A 19,832-nucleotide genomic window follows, 5' to 3' on the forward strand; every position below is an offset into this window, starting at 1 on the left:
GCCCGGCGCTCGGCCCGCCATGCCCTGGGACCGTCAGCGCCGGCTGTCGATCCGCCAGGCCGGCAGTGTCCAGCCCGTCCACAGCGCCAGGCCGCGCAGCAGCACCGCCGTCGCCGCCGCCGCGCTGATGGCGGCCCACTGCGGCGCCCCGAGCTGCACGGCGGCCACCAGCGCCCAGCCGCCGACGAAGCTGCACAGCGCGTAGGGCCGGTGGTCGTGGAAGGCGGCGGGGATCTCGTTGCAGACGATGTCGCGCAGCACGCCGCCGAAGGTGGCGGTGATGACGCCCATCAGCACCGCGACGATGGCCGGCATGCCCGCGTCCAGCGCCACCAGCGCGCCGTTGGCGGTGAACAGGCCCAGGCCCAGCGCGTCGGGCCACTGGATGGCCCGCTCGGTCAGCGCCAGGTGGCGGCGGCGCATCAGCAGCATCGCCGCTAGGCACAGCGCCATCAGCGCCCACAGCCAGTCCGCGTGCTCGACCCAGAAGAAGGGCCGGCGGTCCAGCAGCACGTCGCGCAGCGTGCCGCCGCCGAAGGCCGACAGGCCGGCGACGACGCACAGGCCCACCGCGTCGAGCTGCTTGCGCGCGCCGGCCAGCAGGCCGGACAGCGCGAAGGCGAGGGTGGCGGCGACCTCGACGGCGGACTGCAGCGTGGAGAAGTTGAGGGCGGGAGGCTTCATGGCGGGCGGATCATCCCCCGGCGGCGCCCGGGGAGGCCCTGCCGGCGCCGCCGGCCTCACCGGATCGTCGTGTAGCGGGCTTCGAAATAGTCGTTGGAGCGGTGCGGCGTGTCCACGCCCGGCTTCATCGCCCAGGGGCGGACCTGGTGGTGCAGCGGGATGAACAGCGCCTCGTCGCGCACGCGCAGCAGCGCCTCGCGGATCAGCGCGTTGCGCCGGGGCACGTCGGGCTCGAACTTGATCTTCTGCACCAGCGCGTCCAGCGCGGCGTCGCTGACCTTGCCGAAGTTGAAGTTGCCGTCCGCCCCGCTGGTGCGCGTGTGGCCCCAGGCCTGCAGCGCGTACAGCGCGTCGTAGGTCGACACGCCCCAGCCCAGCATGAAGAACGGCGATTCGCCGCGCTGGAAGGTCTGGCTGTGCGTGGCGAACGGCGCGGCGACCAGGCGCGCCTTCACGCCGATCCGGGCCCACATCGACACCGCTGCCTGGCACACCTGCTCGTCGTTCACGTAGCGGTTGTTCGGGCAGTGCAGTGGCACCTCGAAGCCCTGCGGGTAGCCGGCCTCGGCCAGCAGCCGGCGGGCCCTGGCCGGGTCGGGCTTCGCGGGCGCGTCCAGCGCCGCGTCGTAGCCGTTGACGCCTGGCGGCACCATCAGCGCCGCCGGCACCGACAGTCCGCGCATGATGCTGCGCTTGATCGCCTCGCGGTCCAGCGCCAGGTTCAGCGCCTCGCGCACGCGCCGGTCCTTGAACGGGTTGCGGCCCTTCACGTCCGAGCCGCGCAGCTCGTCGCTGCCCTGGTCCATCACGAAGAAGACGGTGCGGATCTCGGCGCCCTCCAGCAGCTTGACCTTGCCCTCCGCCTTGAGCTTGAAGAAGTCCTGCGGCGGCAGGTCGGTGACCAGGTCCACGTCGCCCGACAGCAGCGCCGCCACGCGCGTGGGCGGCGACTTGATCGGCAGGTAGCTCAGCTCGGTCACGTTGCCGGGGTTTTTGTCCCACCAGTCCTTGTTGGCCACCAGCTTCACGGCCTGGTCGGGCTGCCAGCCGACCAGCCGGTAGGGCCCGGTGCCGTTCGCGTTGCGCGCGGCGAAGTTCTCCTCCCTGGCCTTGTAGTCCTGCGTGCTGGTGGCCTTGTGCTTCTCCGACCACGGCTTGCTCATGATCTGGAAACTGATGATGTTCTGCAGCAGCATCGGCGTCGGTGCCTCCAGCAGGAAGTCCACCGTATGGGCGTCGACCTTGCGCACCTCCCGGACGCCCGACACATAGGTCTGCTTGGTGCCCTGCGGCTGCGTGATGCGGCCGAAGCTGAACACCACGTCGTCCGCGGTAAACGGCGTGCCGTCGTGGAACTTCACGCCGCGGCGCAGCTCGAAGCGCACCTGCGTCGGCGACAGGTAGGTCCACTTCGTCGCCAGCGAGGGCTCGGGCCGGTAGTCGCGGCCCAGCCGCGTCAGGCCCTCGTAGAGGTGCGTGCCGATGGCGTTGGAGGTGGTGTGGTCCTGCGAGTGCGGGTCCAGCGTCAGGATGTCGTTCTGCGCGGCCCAGCGCAGCGGCGCGGCGGCGGCCGTGCCCAGCGTGAGCGCGGCCAGCAGGGGCAGGAGTCGGAGCGTGGCGGTCATGCGGCGTCCTCGGGCGGGCTGCGGAAGCCGAAAAATGTAGCGGCGCCCCGCCGCCGTCCGGTTAGGGCTTGTCCCCAAGGTCGAAGGAGCAGTCGCAGCCGGCGCCCGCGGCGATCCAGCGCCGCACCAGCCAGCCGCGCAGGCCGCCGGGCTGCGCAGCCAGCGCGCCGCACGCATAGCGGGCGCCGGTCCAGCGCAATGCCGCGCACGCGCCGCTCAGGCGCCGGCTCAGCAGCACGCCCAGCGGGCAGGGCTCGACCAGGCAGCAGACGCCGCAGCCGTTGCAGGGGGCGCCGGCCGCTGGCTTGGGCGGCGCGTCGGGGTGGATCTCGATGATGACCTGCGAGGCTTTCACATGGGCACCGGGTCAGGAGGAGCGGGCCGCCACCGTCACGTCCCCGCCCGGGCCAGCAGCACGAACGCCGCCCAGTCCCGCGCCGGGGCGCCTTCGGCCATCGCCTGCCGCTGCGCGTCCTGCAGCGCCCGCGCGGCGTGGCCGGCGTGACGCGCATACGCCGCGTAGAAACGCTGCATGAAGCGCGCGGTGGCGCGATCGTCCACGCGCCACAGGCTGGCCAGCACCTGGTCCGCGCCGTGATCGAGCAGGGCGGACGCCAGCCCGTCGACCTCCCGGCCGTCGCCGGTCCCGTCGGCCACGGCGGTCTCGCAGGCCGACAGCGTGACCAACCGGGACGTGCCCAGGTCCAGGCGCCGCATGCGTTCGAGCGGCAGGCGCTGGCCGTCGCCCAACAGCAGCCAGGACTTCGAGATGCTGCCCGGCCGCAGCACGAAATGGGTGCTGATGTGCAGCAGCCCGCCGCGGCCGGCCTCCGCCAGCGCCGCCTCGGTGAACAGGCCGTTGAGCCGGCCGAGGCCGGGCAGCGGGCCGTGCCCGCGCGCATCGGCCGCGCAGCGGTCGCTACCGGCGGCGCCGTCCAGGCCGAGCACCGGCCCGTCGACGATGCCGCACAGCTCCTCGGCGACGCCGGGCAGCGCCGGCAGGCCCTGCAAGGCCTGCGTGACGCCGAAAGCGGCGATCCGCAGCGCCGCGTGCGCGGGCCGGGCGGTGGCGGTCGGGGCCAGTCCGCCGGCCACGACCCAGCGGTAGCCCGACGCCAGGGGCTGCCTGCCGTCGTGCATCAGGCCCGGCGGCAGGTAGCGCAGCGGTCCGTCCAGCCAGGTCGTGATCTGCGTGGCGCCTTCGTGGCGGGCCGCGGCGTCCACCCAGCGGCCCAGCCGCGCATACAGCTGGTGGGCGAGCGGCTGCACTGCGCCGGCATCGGCCGGACGGGCCAGTGCGTCGCGCAGCGCGGCGATGTCGCGGGCGATGTCGGCGGCGGGCAGGTCGAGCTGGTGCAGCTGCGTGCGGCGAGCGCCGATCAGCAGCAGGCTCAGGCGCCGTTCGCCGGCCAGCGTGTAGACATGCAGTTCGCCGGCCGGGGGACGGGCTGGCAGGCGAGCCGCCAGGGCCGTGCGGCCTCGTGCCGTCGGCCGCGCCGGCAGGCCCAGGGCGGCCAGCACCTCGTCCAGCCCCGCCACGCGGCGCTCGCGGCGCGCGGCCTCGTCGCGGCGCAGTTGCGCCAGGCGGGCGGACTCGGCGGCCGTGATGCGCTGCGCGGCCGCGCGTTCACCGAGCCGGCGCAGTTCGTCGGTGCGCGCGGGCTCGTCCGGGAGCGCCGCCTCGAGGCGGCGCTGGGCCATCTGCTCCGCTGCGTTGAGCGTCACGCCGCCACCCGCATCCGCGTCGGCGACGCCGCGTTCGTTGAAGTCGGCCTGCTCCTGCCGCTTCAGCAGGCGCATCACGGTCAGCGCTTCGGGCAGGCGCTGCGCCTGCAGCAGCCAGTCGGCCACGCGGCGGTACAGCGGCGCCTTGTCGGCCAGGTAGCGGCCGTCGGCCACGGTACCCAGCGGCAGCAGGCGCTGGCGCTGCTGTTGCAACCGGGTCAGGGCCAGCTTGCCGGCGAAGATGGCCGCATCGCGCCGGCCGGCATCGGCCAGCACGTCGGCCCACAGCGCCAGCGCCTGCCACTGCAGGCGGGGCTGGCCCGAGGCGAGCGCCGCCGCCACGGCCTGGCGCACGGCGGCGGCGGCGTCGGCGGCATCGCCGGCCGCACGGGCGCGGCGCGCCAGCGACATCTGCATCAGCGCATCGGTGTCCGGCGTGCCGGCCGCATCGGTGGCGGGCGGGCAGGGCGCGGCCTGCAGTTCGCAGGCCCGGGTCTGCAGGAAGCGCCGGTCGGGATGCGTGGCCGGCAGCGCGGCGGCCACGGCCTGGTCGGCGGCCCGCCAGGCCGCGGCTGCCGCGGCGACGTCGCCCCGGCGCTGGGCCAGCGTGGCCCGCAGCGCGTGGAGCCGGGCGGATTCTTCGGGGCTGCGCGGCCGCGGGTCGGTGTCCACGAGGCGCAGCGTCGATGCGGCTTCGTCCAGATCGCCCACCTCGATCATCGCCAGCGCATAGCCCAGGCGCAGCGCGAGCGCGGTGTCGGCTTCGGGCGCACCGACGGTGGTGCCCAGCAAGGCCAGCGCGCGGCGGTAGGTCGCCACGCCCTGCCCCAGTTCGCCCAGCGCCAGTTGCGCCTCGGCCTGGCGGCGCAGCGGGCGGGCGCCGCGCGCGGTGCGGGCTTCGGGCCGGGCGGCCAGCGCGGCGACGGCGTCCTCGGCCACGGTCAGCGCGTCCGCCGGCCGGCCGCGCGCCAGCAGCAGGCCAGACAGCGTCTCGCGCAGTGAGGCCTGGTGGCCCCACAGGTCCACCGCATCGGCGGCCTGGGCGCCGAGGGCCTGCGCCAGCGCCTCCCGGAGCGCGGCTTCCGCGTCATCGAAGCGGCCCAGGCTCATCAGCAGCAGGCCGCGGTTCTGCATCGCGTTGGCCAGGTTCACGGCGTCCTGCGCGACGCGGTCCTGGCGCAGTGCGATCTCGCGCTCGGTGTAGCCCAGCGCCTCGTCCAGCCGCGACTGGCGGCGGGCCAGGTTGGCCAGTGCGTTGAGCGCCGCCGCGGCCTCGGGGGCCAGCGTCCCGAGGTCGGCCCGGGCCTCTTCGAGCAGGCCTTGCAGCAGCGATTGCGCCTCGTCGTAGCGGCGGGCGCGCGACAGCATCGCGCCGTGGTTGAGCCGCAGGCGCAACCGCTCGCTGATGCTGGCCCGGGACTGCGGGTCGGCTTGCGCCTCCACCGCGCGCTGGGACCACTGCAGCGCCACGTCCAGCTGGCCGCGCTGGAGGCCGATGACCGCCAGCATGCCGGCCACCTGCGCGCTGTTGTCGCGTTGCGCCGGGCCGGCCGCGGCGTAGCGGGCGTAGGCCGCTTCCAGCAGCGGCTCGGCGTCGGCCGATCGGCCCAGCCAGACCAGCGCGGCCGCCACCTTGGCCTGCCAGTCGGTGCGCAGCAGCGCGGAACTGGCCGGGTCGCGCGCGACCTGCCGCCAGCCCTGGCAGGCCTCGTCCAGCCCCGCGCCGGTGGTGGCCGCCTGGGCGGCGGTGATGCGCCGGTTCAGCGCCTCCAGGTCGGCCGCGCCGCCCGGCGTCTCGGCCACCGTGGCGCAGGCTGTCTCCAGCGCGGTGGTGTCGTCGGCGGCGGCGCAGGTGCCGGCGGCCAGCGCGAGGGCCAGGGCCAGGCTGCGGGCGCCGGTTTTCCATCCCGATGCGGTCATGGGCGGCCGGGCTCCGGCTTGGCGAACTCGATCTGCAGGCTGGGGCCGGCCGGCGCCGCCAGGCCGAGTCGCCCGAGGGCCGCGGCCTGCTCCGGCGGCAGCGGTACGGGCAGCGCCACGTCGATGCCGGCACGCCCCAGGCGTTCGAAGGGCTGGGCGTCGAAGCCGGCGGCACGCAGGGCCTGCAGCAGTTGCGCGCGGCGAGCCTCGGGGTCGGCAGCCCGGACCGTCTGCACCGGCGCGCCGCGCAGCGTGCCGCCGTCGTCCGGGCCTTCGTGCGGGGACAGCACGGCGAACATCACGCCGAACGCCGCGACGCTGGCGGCCAGCGCAGGCGGCCACCAGGCGCTGCGCCGGCGGGCGGGCGCGGCATCATTCGCCGTGGCGGCCAGTACGCCGGCAGCGCGCGCGCGGGCCAGCAGCCGACGGATGCGCGCGTCGGCGTCCGCCGGCCCGCCCTGCGGTGCCGCCGGGCGGTAGCTCAGCAGCGCGGCGCGCAGCCACGCGGCCTCCTTGCGCGTGCGCGCATCGGCAGCGTCGACGGTGCGGCCGGCCATCAGGTCCAGCCAGTGCGGGTCGTCGTCGGGGTCGGTCATCGCGCTGCCGTGCCGGCGGGGTCGACCAGCGCATACCAGTCCGCGAAGAAGGGCCGCGCTTTCTTGCGGCACTGCGAGATGAACTCGCGTGTGGCGCCGGGCGTGCGGCCGAGCAGGGCCTCGATGGCCGCGTTGTCCAGGCCGTCCTCGACCACCCAACGCAGCACCGTCGCATGCTCGGGATGGGCCGCCGCAAAGCGGTCGAAACCCTGCCGGAACACGGCCTCGACCTGGCGCTCCGCCAGTGCGGCTTCCGGCGTGGCCACGCGCTCGGCGGACAGGGCCCGCACGGCCGACTCGGCCTGCGGCGTCAGCCCGCCGCCGTCGCCGTGCAGCGGGTCTTCACGCGGCGCTTGCACGGTGCGCTGGCGCAGCGCGTCGAGCAGCGTGTGGCGCACGATCTGGTGGATCCAGGCCAGCGGGTCGCCTGGGCCGCGGAAGGTGGCGCAGCGCTGCCAGACCTTGACCATCGCGTCCTGCACCACGTCTTCGGCCGCCTGCCAGCTGCGCAGCGCGGTGGCGGCTTCGCGGTAGAAGCGCGCGCCGTGCTCGCGGTCGACCACGCGCAGCCAGGCCTCGATCTGGCGGCCGCCTTCGCGGCAGGCCTGGGCGAACGACTGGGCGGACAGTTGCATGGGGTGCGGGTGGCGGGCGGGCATCGATGGTACGGGCGCAGCGTCACAGCAGGCCGCTCTTCTGCGCGCGGGGCCTCAGGATGAATTCCATCCGGTCCCGGCACTGCTGGACGTTCAGGTAGCCGTCCCCGGCCAGCGCATCGTCCAGCTGGCGGCGCATCGCGGCGGCGTCCAGGCTCATCCACGTCACGAACCGCCCCAGGAAGCGGTCGTAGGCCGCGTCGCAGGCACCCGTGAGGTGGGTGTTGACGTTGCGGTCCATGCCCATCAGCTGCAGGAAGGTGCTGCCATGGCGGCCATCGGCGTAGGCCCGGCCGACGGCGCCCTCCCAGGCGGTGCGCTGGATCAGGAAGCGGTCGAGGTCGTTGATGAGCGTGGAGAACGCCAGGTACAGCCGCCCGCCGTCGGGGCAGCGTTGCTCGTAGCAGATCCAGAACGCCTGGCGGGCCTGCGGGATCTCGCGTTCCATCGTGTCGAGGTATCGCTCGATCTCGGCGCGTGCCTTGCCGTAGGCCGAGACGATCTGGACGCCCGAACTCACCATGCGGTAGAGCGCCGACTCCCGGGGCCGCAGCACCCAGACGCCGTGGGTGCTCGTCGATTCGACGGAGGGGTCGTCGGCGGCCCGCCGGGCCTGCTCGACCTTGTACTGGGCGATGTCCTTGAGCATCTGCGCGTGGTAGCGGCGGTCCAGCGCGCCCTTGTCGCCGAACTGCCCGGCGTACAGGTTCATGTACCTGCCCAGCACGCCGGTGAACAGCTTGCCCGGCTGGCCCCAGCGGTGCACGCGCATCGTCAGCCGCATCACGGTGACGCCGATGCCGCCGTCCCACTGCTCGAAGGCAGCGCGTCCGGCCTCGCCCTTCGGGATGTGCTGGGCCCTGGCCACGCCGGAGGCCGCGAGCCGGGCCATGGCGGGCTCCAGCTGCCTGTTGAGGGCGGTGTAGTAGGCCTTGGCGTCCGGCACCTTGCCCCGCGCCTCCAGGCCGGCCAGCACCTTGTCGATCTCCTGGGCCAGCGCCCGCTCCTCGGCCGGCGCCAGCACCTGGGGCGCGTCGGCCCAGCGGCTGTGGTCCGCCGCGTGCCAGATGCCGGTGTCGATGTTCTCGCGCACCTCGTCATGGCGCGCGGCGAGCGCCGTCTGCGTGGGCGCCAGCCAGCCGCTTTCGCCGAATCCGGCCGTCAGCGCGCTGGCGAAATCGGCGGGGCAGGCGTCCCGTTCCACGTCGGCGACCTGGTCGGAGCGGGACTGGTAGGGGCGCAGCATCGGTGCGCTGAGCGCCTGCCGCGTGCCCGCCTGCCAGAAGAACATCTTGATCGACTCGGGGCGGAACGCCGGGTCGCCCGCCTCGGTGGCCGTGGGCTGGATGCGCCGGTACTCGCAGTCCAGCAGCGTGGCCGGCACCTCCTGTTGGGCCATCACGTCGCGGAACGTCAGGGTGCTGGCGCGCTGCAGGCTCAGCGTGTACAGGGCCAGCGAACGCATCGCGTCGCCGCCCACCTGCTGTTCGCGCCCGCCGCCGCTGCTGAAGACCCGCAGGCGTGCGATCTTGGCGGCGAACGCGGTGTCGAAGCCCCAGCGCGGCGGGCCGTCGTAGCGGCCGGGCTGGAAGGCCGGCGGCGCCGCTGCCGGGCGGCCCGCGTTCGGCAGCGACGGGAGCGCCGCGGGCGAGGCGGGCCGCGGCTCCGCCCGGGGGCGGGCGGCGGGCGCCGGGTTCTGGTCGCGCCGGAGCCGGAGCAGGTCCTGCAGGCTTTGCGCGCTGCAGGCGCCGGTGAGCAGGGTCGCCGCCAGCGCGATGACGAGGCGCGGGCTCCTCGTCCGGCGGGTCGGGGATGGCGGAAGGTCTGTCCTCATGATGGCTTTCGTCGCAGGGTGGCAGCGGGATCAGGGGAGCAGGTCCCGCAGCGGCCGCGATTGGCGGCCGCCATCGGGAAAGACGACGGCGCCGCCGGTTTGTCAGGGCGCGGCCGGCCCCCTGCGGCCCTTGACGTCAGGCGCTGGCCCGATGGCTCATGCCTCGCGCGGCACGAACTCCCGCATCGCGTCGGCCAGGCCGTGCTCGCCGCGGGCCTGCAGCGCCCGGGCGGCGCCTTCGATGTCGCGCGCTTCCTTGTTCTGGCTCAGCTTGCGCTTGCCTTCCAGCCGGGTGATCTCCACCTCGATGCCGACGATCAGCGTCAGCAACTGGTCGATGTGGTCCGCCGGCGCGTCGCCCATCTTCCACGGCAGTGGCTCGCCGGCCTCGTGCCGGCGCGTCAGCCGCGCGACCAGGCCGCGCAGGAAGCGCTCGTCGTCGCGGATGCGCAGCCGCCCGTGCGCATGCACGACCTCGTAGTTCCACGTCGGCACCTGGCGGTGCGCCTCGTGCTTGCTGGGGTACCAGTTCGGCGACACGTAGGCCGCGGGGCCGCGGAACACCACCAGCACCGGCGCGCCGTCCGGCACCTGGCGCCACACCGGGTTGTTGCGGGCCACGTGGGCGCGCAGCAGGCCGTGAGCGCCTTCGCCCTCGGCCAGCTCGAACGGCAGGTGGTTGGCGTCCAGCCCCTCGGCCGTGTGCGTGACGAGCAGGCCCAGCGGGTGCGCGCGCATCAGCGCGTGCAGCGGCCCGGGGCGGGCCTCGCGGAATTGGTCGGGGGTGTACATGGCGGCGGCGTCAGGCCTTGACGCCCAGCTCGCGCAGCCGCTCTTCGAGGTAGCTGCCGGCCGTGTAGCGGTCGCTCAGCACCACGTCGTCGCGCGGGTGCAGGAACAGCGGCAGCGACACGCGGCTCTTGCGCGCGCCCGCGCCGCTCGGGTTGACGACGCGGTGCTGCGTGGACGGGTAGTAGCCCGCGGACGCCTCCTGCAGCATGTCGCCGATGTTGATGGTCAGCGTGCCGAAGTCGCAGGGCACGTCGTGCCAGGTGCCGTCGGTGCCCTGCACCTGCAGGCCGGGCTCGTTGGCGGCGGGCAGGAGGGTCAGCAGGTTGATGTCGCCGTGCGGCGCGGCGCGCAGCGAGCCGGCCGGCTCCTGGCCCGTCAGCGGCGGGTAGCGCAGCACGCGCAGCAGCGTCTTGGTGCTGCCCTGGATCATGTTGGACAGCGGCTCGCGGTAGGTGGCCGCGATCCCGGGCGGCGTGTAGCGCTCGACCCAGGAGAGCAGTTCCTCGGCCAGCGCGTTGGCCTCGCGGTAGTAGGCGAGGGCGTCTTCCTTCAGCTGCGGCGGGATGCGGCCCCAGGGGTAGACGTGGAAGTACTCCTTGATGTCCTTCTGCTGGAAGCCCTTGGCCGTCTCGGAGATCTCGGTGGAGAACCAGCCGTCCTGTGTCTCCTTGGAGAAGGCGTAGGCGTCCTTGCCGTCGCCGTCGAAGAAGGCCAGCCAGTCGGCGTAGATCTTCTCGACCAGCGCCTGGCGGATCGGGTGGTGGGTCAGCACGCCGAAGCCGGTCTCGTGCAGGGAGCGGGTGAACTTCTCGGCCGCGTCGGGTGCGCGGTAATCGACGACCTGGACTTGCATGGGATCTCCTGGCTGTGTCCCTCGGCGCGGCCATTCCATCGCGGGGCCGGCGCGGGCGCGAAGTCTACGGGGGCGTCAACTTCACCGCGCCGCGCGGGTGAAATTTGTCGCGCCCCCGGCCGCTTGCGGGCCCAGGCCGCGGTGCTAGAGTTCGCCCCCTGATGGAACCCGTCTGTTCCTGGTCCTTCCCGTCCCTTTGCTGGCGACAGCGAGGTGGGTCGCAATCCGCCAATCGGTCGAGCCGTGTCGCGGAAGGTTCTTCAACCAGCCAACTCCCTGGAAGCCGGGGCATGAGGTGAGCGAGAGATGATGCAGCAATACAGGTCCAACTCCTACCTGTTCGGCGGCAATGCGCCGTACGTGGAGGAAATGTACGAGGCCTACCTGGACGACCCGGGTTCCGTGCCGGACAACTGGCGCGCCTATTTCGATGCGCTGCAGCATGTGCCGGCGGTGGACGGCAGCGAGTCCCGCGACGTGGCCCATGCGCCGGTGATCGAGTCCTTCGCGCAGCGCGCCAAGGCCAACGCCTTCGCCAACAAGGCCAGCAGCGCCGACCTGGCCGTGGCGCGCAAGCAGGTCCACGTGCAGTCGTTGATCGCGGCCTACCGCTTCCTCGGCAACCGCTGGGCCGTGCTGGACCCGCTCAAGCGCGCCGAGCGCCCCAAGATCCCCGAGCTGGACCCGGCCTTCTACGACCTGACCGAGTCCGACATGGACATCTCGTTCAGCGCCGTGAACAGCTATTTCGGCGGCGAGACGATGACGCTGCGCGAGATCGTGCAGGCGCTGCGCGAGACCTACTGCGGCAGCATCGGCTCCGAGTTCATGCACGGCTCCGACCCGGGCGAGAAGCGCTGGTGGCAGGAGCGCCTGGAGAAGGCGCGCGGCAAGCCCAGCTTCACGGCCGACGAGAAGAAGCACATCCTCGACCGCCTGACCGCCGCCGAGGGCCTGGAGCGCTACCTGCACACCAAGTACGTCGGCCAGAAGCGCTTCTCGCTGGAAGGCGGCGAGAGCTTCATCGCCGCGATGGACGAGCTGATCCAGCGTGCCGGCGAGCGCGGCGTGCAGGAGATCGTCATCGGCATGGCCCACCGCGGCCGGCTGAACGTGCTGGTCAACACGCTGGGCAAGATGCCGGCCGACCTGTTCGCCGAGTTCGAGCACAAGGCCGCCGAAGACCTGCCGGCCGGCGACGTGAAGTACCACCAGGGTTTCAGCTCCGACGTGTCCACGCAGGGCGGCCCGGTGCACTTGAGCCTGGCGTTCAACCCGTCCCACCTGGAGATCGTCAACCCGGTCGTCGAGGGCAGCGTGCGCGCCCGCCAGGACCGCCGCGGCGACGCCGACGGCGCGCAGGTGCTGCCGGTGCTGGTGCACGGCGACGCGGCCTTCGGCGGCCAGGGCGTCGTGCAGGAGACGCTGGCGATGGCGCAGACGCGCGGCTACCGCACCGGCGGCACGGTGCACATCGTCATCAACAACCAGATCGGCTTCACGACCAGCGACCCGCGCGACCTGCGCTCCACCTGGTACTGCTCCGACGTCGTCAAGATGATCGAGGCGCCGGTGCTGCACGTGAACGGCGACGACCCCGAGGCCGTCGTCTGGGCCACGCAGCTGTGCATGGACTACCGCGCCGAGTTCAAGAAGGACGTGGTGCTGGACATCGTCTGCTTCCGCAAGCTGGGCCACAACGAGCAGGACACGCCGGCGCTGACCCAGCCGCTGATGTACAAGAAGATCGCCGCCCACCCCGGCACGCGCAAGGTCTACGCCGACAAGCTGGTCGCGCAGAACGTGCTGCCGGCCGAGGGGCCGGACGAGATGGTCAAGGCCTACCGCGCCGCGATGGACGAGGGCCGCCACACGGTGGACCCGGTGCTGACCAACTTCAAGAGCAAGTTCGCGACCGACTGGTCGCCCTTCCTCGGCAAGAAGTGGACGGACAGCTGCGACACCGCCATTCCGCAGGCCGAGTGGAAGCGCCTGGCCGAGAAGCTGACCACCATCCCCAAGGACTTCACCGCCCACAACCTCGTGCAGAAGCTCTACGGCGACCGCGCCGCGATGGGCCGCGGCGAGATCAACGTGGACTGGGGCATGGGCGAGAGCATGGCCTTCGCGTCGCTGGTGGCGTCGGGCTACCCGGTGCGCCTGTCCGGCGAGGACAGCGGCCGCGGCACCTTCACGCACCGCCACGCGGTGCTGCACGACCAGAACCGCGCGAACTGGGATTCCGGCATCTACATCCCGCTGCAGAACGTCGCGGACGGCCAGGCGCCGTTCACCGTGATCGACTCCATCCTGAGCGAAGAGGCGGTGCTCGGCTTCGAATACGGCTACGCCGCCGCCGAGCCCAACACGCTGACCATCTGGGAGGCCCAGTTCGGCGACTTCGTCAACGGCGCGCAGGTCGTCATCGACCAGTTCATCGCCTCCGGCGAGGTGAAGTGGGGCCGCTCCAACGGCCTGACGATGATGCTGCCGCACGGCTACGAGGGCCAGGGCCCCGAGCACAGCTCGGCCCGCCTGGAGCGCTTCATGCAGCTGGCCGCGGACAACAACATGCAGATCGTGCAGCCGACGACGGCCTCGCAGATCTTCCACGTGCTGCGCCGCCAGATGCTGCGCATGTTCCGCAAGCCGCTGGTCATCATGACGCCCAAGAGCCTGCTGCGCGCCAAGGACGCGACCTCGCCGCTGGCCGAGTTCACGAAGGGCGAGTTCAGGACCGTCATCGGCGAGCAGGACGACGGCATCAGCGCCGACAAGGTCAAGCGCGTCCTCGTCTGCTCGGGCAAGGTCTACTACGACTTGGTGCGCAAGCGCGACGAGAAGAAGTCCGCCGACGTGGCCATCGTGCGCGTCGAGCAGCTCTACCCCTTCCCGCACAAGGCCTTCGCGGCCGAGCTGAAGAAGTACCCGAACGCGACCGACATCGTCTGGTGCCAGGACGAGCCGCAGAACCAGGGCGCCTGGTTCTTCGTGCAGCACTATGTGCACGAGAACATGCTCGACGGCCAGAAGCTCGGCTACGCCGGCCGGCCGGCCAGCGCCAGCCCCGCCTGCGGCTACGCCCACCTGCACCAGGAGCAGCAGAAGGCGCTGCTGGACCAGGCCTTCGCCAAGCTCAAGGGCTTCATCCTCACCAAGTAAGACCGCGCAGCGCGGCGCCCCCTGAACGGGCGCTGCGCTCGGCCGCGCCTGCGCACCCCACACCCAAGTACAAGACACGGAGCCTCACACCATGGCCATCGTTGACGTCCAAACCCCCCAGTTCTCCGAATCCGTTTCCGAGGGCACGCTGCTGACCTGGAAGAAGAAGCCCGGCGAGTCCGTCGCCGTTGACGAAACCCTCGTCGAGATCGAGACCGACAAGGTCGTGCTCGAAGTGCCGGCCCCCGCGGCCGGCGTGCTGAGCGAAATCATCAAGGCCGACGGCAGCACCGTCGTCAGCCAGGAACTGCTCGCCCGGATCGACACCGAAGGCAAGGCCGGCGTGGCCGCCGCGCCGGCCCCGGCCGCCGCGGCGCCCGCCGCCGCCGCGCCCGCTGCTGCCGCCGCCAACAAGGGCGACGTGGCCATGCCCGCCGCCGCCAAGATCCTGGCCGAGAAGGGCCTGGCCGCCGCCGACGTGGCCGGCTCCGGCAAGGACGGCCGCGTCACCAAGGGCGACGCGCTGGCCGCCGGCGTCAAGCCGGCCGCCGCCGTCGCGGTGCCGGCCGTACCCGCTGTCGCCAAGCCGCTGCCCAGCGTGGCCGCGCCCGTGCAGCAGAACCTCGGCGACCGCCCCGAGCAGCGCGTGCCGATGACGCGTTTGCGCGCCCGCATCGCCGAGCGCCTGGTGCAGTCGCAGTCCACCAACGCCATCCTGACCACCTTCAACGAGGTCAACATGGCCCCGGTCATGGAGATGCGCAAGAAGTTCCAGGAGAAGTTCGAGAAGGAGCACGGCGTGAAGCTGGGCTTCATGAGCTTCTTCGTGAAGGCGGCCGTCGCGGCGCTGAAGAAGTACCCCATCATCAACGCGTCGGTGGACGGCAACGACATCGTCTACCACGGCTACTTCGACATCGGCATCGCCGTCGGTTCGCCGCGCGGCTTGGTCGTGCCGGTGCTGCGCAACGCCGACCAGATGAGCTTCGCCGACATCGAGAAGAAGATCGCCGAGTTCGGCGCCAAGGCCAAGGAAGGCAAGCTGTCCATCGACGAGCTGACCGGCGGCACCTTCTCGATCTCCAACGGCGGCACCTTCGGCTCGATGCTGTCCACGCCCATCATCAACCCGCCGCAGTCGGCCATCCTCGGCGTGCACGCGACCAAGGACCGCGCGGTTGTCGAGAACGGCCAGATCGTCGTTCGCCCGATGAACTACCTGGCCATGTCCTACGACCACCGCATCATCGACGGCCGCGAGGCCGTGCTGGGCCTGGTGACGATGAAGGAAGCGCTGGAAGACCCCGCTCGTCTGCTGTTCGACATCTGAGCCTGATGTCCCCGGCCCCTCGCGTCATCATCCTTGCCGGGCCGAACGGTGCCGGCAAGACGACGTTCGCGAGGGAGTTCCTGCCGCAGGAAGCGCAGTGCCCGGCCTACCTGAACGCCGACCTCATCGCCGCAGGCCTGGCGCCATTCGCGCCGGAGACGGCGGCGATCGCGGCAGGCCGGCTGATGCTGACCGAGATCGAGCGGTATGCCCAGCGCCGCGAGAGCTTCGCCTTCGAGACGACGTTGAGCGGCCGGGGCTATGCACGGACGATCCGGCGATGGAAGGCGACGGGCTACCGGGTCGAGCTGTTCTTTCTCAGCCTTCCGAGCGTGGAATTCGCGGTCGAGCGCGTGGCGCAGCGCGTCAGACAAGGCGGCCACGACATCCCGGCTGATGTCATCGAGCGGCGCTTTCACGCCGGGTTGTCCAGCTTCGAGCAGGTGTACAAGCCCATCGTCGATGCCTGGATGCTGCTCGATGCATCCAGCACGCCCGTCCAAGTCCTCGCATGGAGCGAACAATGAGCCTGTCCGAGCCAACCGGCACGCCGCCGCTGCACACGGCCAAGTCGGCCGATTTCCGCAACGTGACTGCGGCCCTGGAGCGTGCCTATGAACGGGCCCGGGAAGTCGCAAGGCAAACCAACACCTGTCTGGTCGTCCAGCAGAACGGCCGACTCGTCAAACTGAAAGTGAACTGATCCCATGAGCACCCAACAATTCGATGTCGTCGTCATCGGCGGCGGCCCCGGCGGCTATGTGGCCGCCATCCGCGCGGCCCAACTGGGCTTCAACACCGCCTGCATCGACGAGTGGAAGAACTCGGCGGGCGGCCCCGCGCCCGGCGGCACCTGCACCAACGTCGGCTGCATCCCGTCCAAGGCGCTGCTGCAGTCCAGCGAGCACTTCGAGCACGCCAGTCTGCACTTCGCCGAGCACGGCATCAGCACCGGCGACGTCAACATCGACGTCGCCAAGATGCTGGGCCGCAAGGACGGCGTCGTGAAGCAGAACAACGACGGCATCCTCTACCTGTTCAAGAAGAACAAGGTCACGTTCTTCCACGGCCGCGGCAGCTTCGTCGCCGCCAAGGACGGCGGCTATGAGCTGAAGGCCGGCGACGAGACCGTCACCGCCAAGCACGTCATCGTCGCGACCGGCTCCAACGCCCGCGCGCTGCCGGGCCTGCCCTTCGACGAGGAGCAGGTGCTGTCCAACGACGGCGCGCTGCGCATCCCGGCCACGCCGAAGAAGCTCGGCGTCATCGGTTCGGGCGTCATCGGCCTGGAACTGGGCTCGGTCTGGCGCCGCCTGGGCGCCGAGGTCGTCGTGCTGGAGGCCATGCCCGCCTTCCTGCCCGCCGTCGATGAAGGCGTGGCCAAGGAGGCCGCCAAGCTGTTCAAGAAGCAGGGCCTGGCCATCGAGCTGGGCGTCAAGATCGGCGAGGTCAAGACCGGCAAGAAGGGCGTCGTCGTCCACTACACCGACGCCAAGGGCGCCGAGCAGAAGCTGGACGTCGACAAGCTCATCGTCTCCATCGGCCGCGTGCCCAACACCCTCGGCCTGAACCCCGAAGCCGTCGGCCTGAAGCTCGACGGCCGCGGCGCCATCGAGGTGGACCACGACTGCAGGACCAACCTGCCCAACGTCTGGGCCGTCGGCGACGTCGTGCGCGGCCCGATGCTCGCGCACAAGGCCGAGGAAGAGGGCGTGGCCGTGGCCGAGCGCATCGCCGGCCAGCATGGGCATGTGGACTTCGACATCATCCCGTCGGTCATCTACACCAGCCCCGAGATCGCCCAGGTCGGCAAGACCGAGCAGCAGCTGAAGAGCGAAGGCCGCGCCTACAAGGCCGGCCAGTTCCCCTTCCTCGCCAACGGCCGCGCGCGCGCGCTGGGCGACACCTCGGGCTTCGTCAAGATCCTGGCCGACGCGGCCAGCGACGAGATCCTCGGCGTCCACATCATCGGCCCGATGGCCTCGGAGCTGATCGCCGAGGCGACGATGGCGATGGCCTTCAAGGCCTCGAGCGAGGACATCGCGCGCATCTGCCACGCCCACCCGTCGCTGTCCGAGTCCACCAAGGAAGCGGCGCTGGCGGTGGACAAGCGCACGCTGAACTTCTGACCCGGCGACCCGTGACCCAGGTCACCGAGCTCTACCAGCAGACGCTGGCCGAGCGCGGCTTCAAGGCCGACCCGGCGCAGCTGCGCGCCGTGGCGGCCCTGCAGCGCTGCCAGGACGAGTGGGCCGCCTACAAGGCCCGCCGCGCCAACGCCTTCGCCAAGCTGCTGTCGCGCCCGCCGATCCCGCGCGGCGTCTACATGTACGGCGGCGTCGGCCGGGGCAAGAGCTTCCTGATGGACTGCTTCTTCCAGGCCGTGCCGCTGACGCGCAAGACGCGGCTGCACTTCCACGAGTTCATGCGCGAGGTGCACCGCGAGCTGCAGGACCTGAAGGGCATCGCCGACCCGCTGGAGGAACTGGGCAAGCGCATCGCGCGGCGCTTCCGGCTGATCTGCTTCGACGAGTTCCACGTCGCCGACGTGACCGACGCGATGATCCTGCACCGGCTGCTGGACGCGCTGTTCCGCAACCGCGTCTCCATCGTCACCACGTCCAATTTCCACCCGGACGAGCTCTACCCCAACGGCCTGCACCGCGACCGCATCCTGCCGGCCATCGAGCTGCTGAAGACCCAGATGGAGGTCATCAGCGTCGACAACGGCACCGACTACCGGCAGCGCACGCTGGAGGACATGAAGCTCTACCTGACGCCGCTGAACGACGCGACCGAGGCCGCGCTGACGCAGGCTTTCGAGTCCCTCGCCGAGGCCCAGGACGAGGACTCCAAGCTGATGATCGAGCACCGCGCGCTGTACGCACGGCGGCGCGCGGGCGGCGTCGTCTGGTTCGACTTCGCGACGCTCTGCGGCGGCCCGCGCTCGCAGAACGACTACCTGGAACTGGCCAGCCAGTTCCACACGCTGATCCTGTCCGACGTGCCCGAGATGCCGGTGCGCCTGGCCAGCGAGGCGCGCCGCTTCACCTGGCTGGTGGACGTGCTCTACGACCGCCGCGTCAAGCTCATCATCTCGGCCGCGGTGCCGGCCGAGCAGCTCTACACCGACGGCCCGCTGGCCCACGAGTTCCCGCGCACCGTGTCGCGGCTGCACGAAATGCGCTCGGCGGAATACCTGGCGCTGGCCCGGCGCGAGGTCGACACCTCGTTGACATGACACGGCCCCTCGCGCGCGTCGCACGCGCTCCTGCAACGGCCGCCGGCTGGGCGGCGCTGCTGATCGGCGGCTGCCTGGCGGCCGGGGCCGCGGCCGCGCAGCCCGCCACGCGCGCCGAAGTCGCCGCGCAGCGCGCCGCCGTGGAGCAGCGCTTCGCGCGGGAGCAGGCCGAGTGCGAACGGCGCTTCGCCGTCAGCGCCTGCCTGGAAGACCTGCGCGAACGCCGCCAGGCCGCGCTCGCGCCGCTGGTGCGGCAGGCGCACGAACTGGACGCGCAGGCGCGCCGCGAACGCGCCGAGGCGCAGGCGCAGCGCGTGCAGGCCCGCGAACTCGCCGCCGCGCAGGACGAGGCCCGGCGCCGCGAGCGGCTGCAGGCCGCGCCGCCGCCGGGCGAGCCGGCGTCGCAGGCGCCGCGGGCGCGCCGCGACCCGGCCGCGGCCGAGCGCGCGCGCCGCCAGGCCGCCAGCCAGGCCGAGGCGCAGGCCGCCGGGCGCCGCGAACGCGCGCAGGAGCGCCAGCAGCGCCTGCGCCAGCGCCTGGACGCGCACGAGGCCAAGCAAGGCAAGCGCACCAAGCCGCCCGCGGCGCCGCTGCCGCTGCCGGGGGCCTCGGCGGCGCCGGCCGCGTCGGCGCCCTAGTCAGCCAGGCTCTCGAGCTTGACGATGGCGATCGACAGGTTGTCGCCGCCGCCGCGCGCGCGCTGGCGCGCCTTGCTGACCAGCAGCTCCGCCGCCTCGCGCGGCGGCAGGCCGTGCAGCACGCTGCCCAGCTCCTGGTCGGTGAAGTAGTGCCACAGGCCGTCGCTGCAGCACATCAGCGAATCGCCCACGGCCAGGCCCTCCAGACGCTCGGCGGACGAGGTCGGGTCCTGCGTCGTGCCCAGGCAGGCGGTCAGCAGGTTGCTCTGCGGGTGGGCGCTGGCCTCGGCCTCGGTCAGCTGGCCCTCGTCGACGAGGCGCTGCACGTAGGAATGGTCCAGCGAGCGCTTCACCAGCCGCGCGCCGCGGAACCAGTACAGGCGCGAGTCGCCGGAGTGGATCCAGTGCACGCAGCGGTCGCCGGTGACGACGAAGGCGGCGATGGTGCTGTGCGGCTCCTCCTCGGCGGAGATGGCCGTCAGCTTGATCATCAGGTGCGCTTCCGACGCGATCTGCGCCAGCAGTTCGGCGGGCGACTCGTCGCCGGGCGAGTAGCGGTCGAACAGCTGCTGGGCGGTCAGCACGACCTGGTCGGCCGCCTTGCGGCCGCCGCTCTTGCCGCCCATGCCGTCCGCCACCAGCGCCATCACGCAGCCGGCGATGCGCGGGTGCGCGATCACGGCCACCTGGTCCTGCTGGTAGGCCCGGTCCCCGCGATGGGTGCCGGTGGCGGCGGTGAGCCGGAAACCGGCGGCGGCGGGCGAAGACATGCCGAA

The 19,832-nt window shown here is 72.1% G+C and carries 17 protein-coding genes; 7 read left to right on the top strand and 10 right to left on the bottom strand.

Annotated elements, in window-relative coordinates:
- Window positions 1-33: 33 nt before the first annotated feature.
- The 9 genes from QM788_RS04530 to QM788_RS04570 all read right to left on the bottom strand — a co-directional run bounded on the left by QM788_RS04530 (window position 34) and on the right by QM788_RS04570 (window position 10,685).
- Window positions 34-684 carry a trimeric intracellular cation channel family protein gene (locus QM788_RS04530; protein ID WP_415660254.1) on the bottom strand — a complete coding sequence of 217 codons (651 nt, stop codon included), beginning with the start codon at window positions 682-684 and terminating at the stop codon, window positions 34-36.
- Window positions 685-740: 56 nt separating this feature from the next.
- Window positions 741-2,309 carry an ABC transporter substrate-binding protein gene (locus QM788_RS04535; protein ID WP_415660255.1) on the bottom strand — a complete coding sequence of 523 codons (1,569 nt, stop codon included), beginning with the start codon at window positions 2,307-2,309 and terminating at the stop codon, window positions 741-743.
- A 61-nt stretch (window positions 2,310-2,370) separates the two neighbouring features.
- Window positions 2,371-2,664: a hypothetical protein gene (locus QM788_RS04540; protein WP_415660256.1), complete on the bottom strand. Its 294-nt coding sequence runs from the start codon at window positions 2,662-2,664 to the stop codon at window positions 2,371-2,373.
- 35 nt (window positions 2,665-2,699) lie between these two features.
- Window positions 2,700-5,954, bottom strand: a complete 3,255-nt coding sequence (locus tag QM788_RS04545) for a CHAT domain-containing protein (protein ID WP_415660257.1) — start codon at window positions 5,952-5,954, stop codon at window positions 2,700-2,702.
- On the bottom strand, window positions 5,951-6,550 hold the full coding sequence (locus QM788_RS04550) for a hypothetical protein (RefSeq protein WP_415660258.1): 600 nt from the start codon (window positions 6,548-6,550) through the stop codon (window positions 5,951-5,953). The genes QM788_RS04545 and QM788_RS04550 overlap by 4 nt, the downstream gene beginning before the upstream one ends.
- Entirely contained in the window at window positions 6,547-7,185 is a 639-nt protein-coding gene (locus QM788_RS04555; protein ID WP_415660259.1) for an RNA polymerase sigma factor, read from the bottom strand. Before QM788_RS04555 ends, QM788_RS04550 begins: the two co-directional genes overlap by 4 nt.
- A gap of 43 nt (window positions 7,186-7,228) precedes the next feature.
- The gene (locus QM788_RS04560; RefSeq protein WP_415660260.1) at window positions 7,229-9,040 is read right to left on the bottom strand and encodes a hypothetical protein; all 1,812 of its coding nucleotides are present in this window, start codon (window positions 9,038-9,040) and stop codon (window positions 7,229-7,231) included.
- A 156-nt stretch (window positions 9,041-9,196) separates the two neighbouring features.
- On the bottom strand, window positions 9,197-9,832 hold the full coding sequence (locus tag QM788_RS04565) for an FMN-binding negative transcriptional regulator (RefSeq protein ID WP_415660261.1): 636 nt from the start codon (window positions 9,830-9,832) through the stop codon (window positions 9,197-9,199).
- Between the two features lie 10 nt (window positions 9,833-9,842).
- On the bottom strand, window positions 9,843-10,685 hold the full coding sequence (locus tag QM788_RS04570) for an isopenicillin N synthase family dioxygenase (RefSeq protein ID WP_415660262.1): 843 nt from the start codon (window positions 10,683-10,685) through the stop codon (window positions 9,843-9,845).
- A 306-nt stretch (window positions 10,686-10,991) separates the two neighbouring features.
- On the opposite strand from QM788_RS04570, the gene QM788_RS04575 reads away from it, so the two are divergent.
- The 7 genes from QM788_RS04575 (at window position 10,992) to QM788_RS04605 (ending at window position 19,056) form a co-directional block, all read left to right on the top strand.
- Window positions 10,992-13,847, top strand: coding sequence for a 2-oxoglutarate dehydrogenase E1 component (locus QM788_RS04575; RefSeq protein ID WP_415660263.1), 2,856 nt, complete (start codon window positions 10,992-10,994; stop codon window positions 13,845-13,847).
- 91 nt (window positions 13,848-13,938) lie between these two features.
- Window positions 13,939-15,177: a 2-oxoglutarate dehydrogenase complex dihydrolipoyllysine-residue succinyltransferase gene (odhB, locus tag QM788_RS04580; RefSeq protein ID WP_415660264.1), complete on the top strand. Its 1,239-nt coding sequence runs from the start codon at window positions 13,939-13,941 to the stop codon at window positions 15,175-15,177.
- 5 nt (window positions 15,178-15,182) lie between these two features.
- A complete protein-coding gene (locus tag QM788_RS04585) occupies window positions 15,183-15,704 on the top strand; it encodes a zeta toxin family protein (RefSeq protein WP_415660265.1) in 522 nt (173 codons plus the stop codon).
- The gene (locus QM788_RS04590) at window positions 15,701-15,880 is read left to right on the top strand and encodes a hypothetical protein (protein ID WP_415660266.1); all 180 of its coding nucleotides are present in this window, start codon (window positions 15,701-15,703) and stop codon (window positions 15,878-15,880) included. The genes QM788_RS04585 and QM788_RS04590 overlap by 4 nt, the downstream gene beginning before the upstream one ends.
- Window positions 15,881-15,884: 4 nt before the next feature.
- The gene (gene lpdA / locus QM788_RS04595; RefSeq protein WP_415660267.1) at window positions 15,885-17,306 is read left to right on the top strand and encodes a dihydrolipoyl dehydrogenase; all 1,422 of its coding nucleotides are present in this window, start codon (window positions 15,885-15,887) and stop codon (window positions 17,304-17,306) included.
- An 11-nt stretch (window positions 17,307-17,317) separates the two neighbouring features.
- Window positions 17,318-18,418, top strand: coding sequence for a cell division protein ZapE (gene zapE, locus QM788_RS04600; RefSeq protein WP_415660268.1), 1,101 nt, complete (start codon window positions 17,318-17,320; stop codon window positions 18,416-18,418).
- The gene (locus QM788_RS04605; protein ID WP_415660269.1) at window positions 18,415-19,056 is read left to right on the top strand and encodes a hypothetical protein; all 642 of its coding nucleotides are present in this window, start codon (window positions 18,415-18,417) and stop codon (window positions 19,054-19,056) included. Before zapE ends, QM788_RS04605 begins: the two co-directional genes overlap by 4 nt.
- Here the strand turns inward: QM788_RS04605 and QM788_RS04610 are convergent.
- Window positions 19,053-19,826, bottom strand: coding sequence for a PP2C family protein-serine/threonine phosphatase (locus QM788_RS04610; protein ID WP_415660270.1), 774 nt, complete (start codon window positions 19,824-19,826; stop codon window positions 19,053-19,055). The two genes, QM788_RS04605 and QM788_RS04610, sit on opposite strands and share 4 nt — an antisense overlap.
- Between the last annotated feature and the right edge of the window lie 6 nt (window positions 19,827-19,832).

Origin of the sequence: Roseateles sp. (assembly GCF_047654785.1) — a bacterium.
Lineage (GTDB): Bacteria > Pseudomonadota > Gammaproteobacteria > Burkholderiales > Burkholderiaceae_C > Pelomonas.

Bases quoted from the DNA above. Each gene is read 5' to 3' on its own strand.
- QM788_RS04590 (WP_415660266.1), top strand. From the start codon at position 15,701: ATGAGCCTGTCCGAGCCAACCGGCACGCCGCCGCTGCACACGGCCAAG.
- QM788_RS04610 (WP_415660270.1), bottom strand. From the start codon at position 19,826: ATGTCTTCGCCCGCCGCCGCCGGTTTCCGGCTCACCGCCGCCACCGGC.
- QM788_RS04575 (WP_415660263.1), top strand. From the start codon at position 10,992: ATGATGCAGCAATACAGGTCCAACTCCTACCTGTTCGGCGGCAATGCG.
- QM788_RS04545 (WP_415660257.1), bottom strand. From the start codon at position 5,954: ATGACCGCATCGGGATGGAAAACCGGCGCCCGCAGCCTGGCCCTGGCC.
- QM788_RS04535 (WP_415660255.1), bottom strand. From the start codon at position 2,309: ATGACCGCCACGCTCCGACTCCTGCCCCTGCTGGCCGCGCTCACGCTG.
- QM788_RS04550 (WP_415660258.1), bottom strand. From the start codon at position 6,550: ATGACCGACCCCGACGACGACCCGCACTGGCTGGACCTGATGGCCGGC.
- QM788_RS04585 (WP_415660265.1), top strand. From the start codon at position 15,183: ATGTCCCCGGCCCCTCGCGTCATCATCCTTGCCGGGCCGAACGGTGCC.
- QM788_RS04555 (WP_415660259.1), bottom strand. From the start codon at position 7,185: ATGCAACTGTCCGCCCAGTCGTTCGCCCAGGCCTGCCGCGAAGGCGGC.
- QM788_RS04530 (WP_415660254.1), bottom strand. From the start codon at position 684: ATGAAGCCTCCCGCCCTCAACTTCTCCACGCTGCAGTCCGCCGTCGAG.
- QM788_RS04570 (WP_415660262.1), bottom strand. From the start codon at position 10,685: ATGCAAGTCCAGGTCGTCGATTACCGCGCACCCGACGCGGCCGAGAAG.
- QM788_RS04565 (WP_415660261.1), bottom strand. From the start codon at position 9,832: ATGTACACCCCCGACCAATTCCGCGAGGCCCGCCCCGGGCCGCTGCAC.
- lpdA (WP_415660267.1), top strand. From the start codon at position 15,885: ATGAGCACCCAACAATTCGATGTCGTCGTCATCGGCGGCGGCCCCGGC.
- odhB (WP_415660264.1), top strand. From the start codon at position 13,939: ATGGCCATCGTTGACGTCCAAACCCCCCAGTTCTCCGAATCCGTTTCC.
- QM788_RS04560 (WP_415660260.1), bottom strand. From the start codon at position 9,040: ATGAGGACAGACCTTCCGCCATCCCCGACCCGCCGGACGAGGAGCCCG.
- QM788_RS04605 (WP_415660269.1), top strand. From the start codon at position 18,415: ATGACACGGCCCCTCGCGCGCGTCGCACGCGCTCCTGCAACGGCCGCC.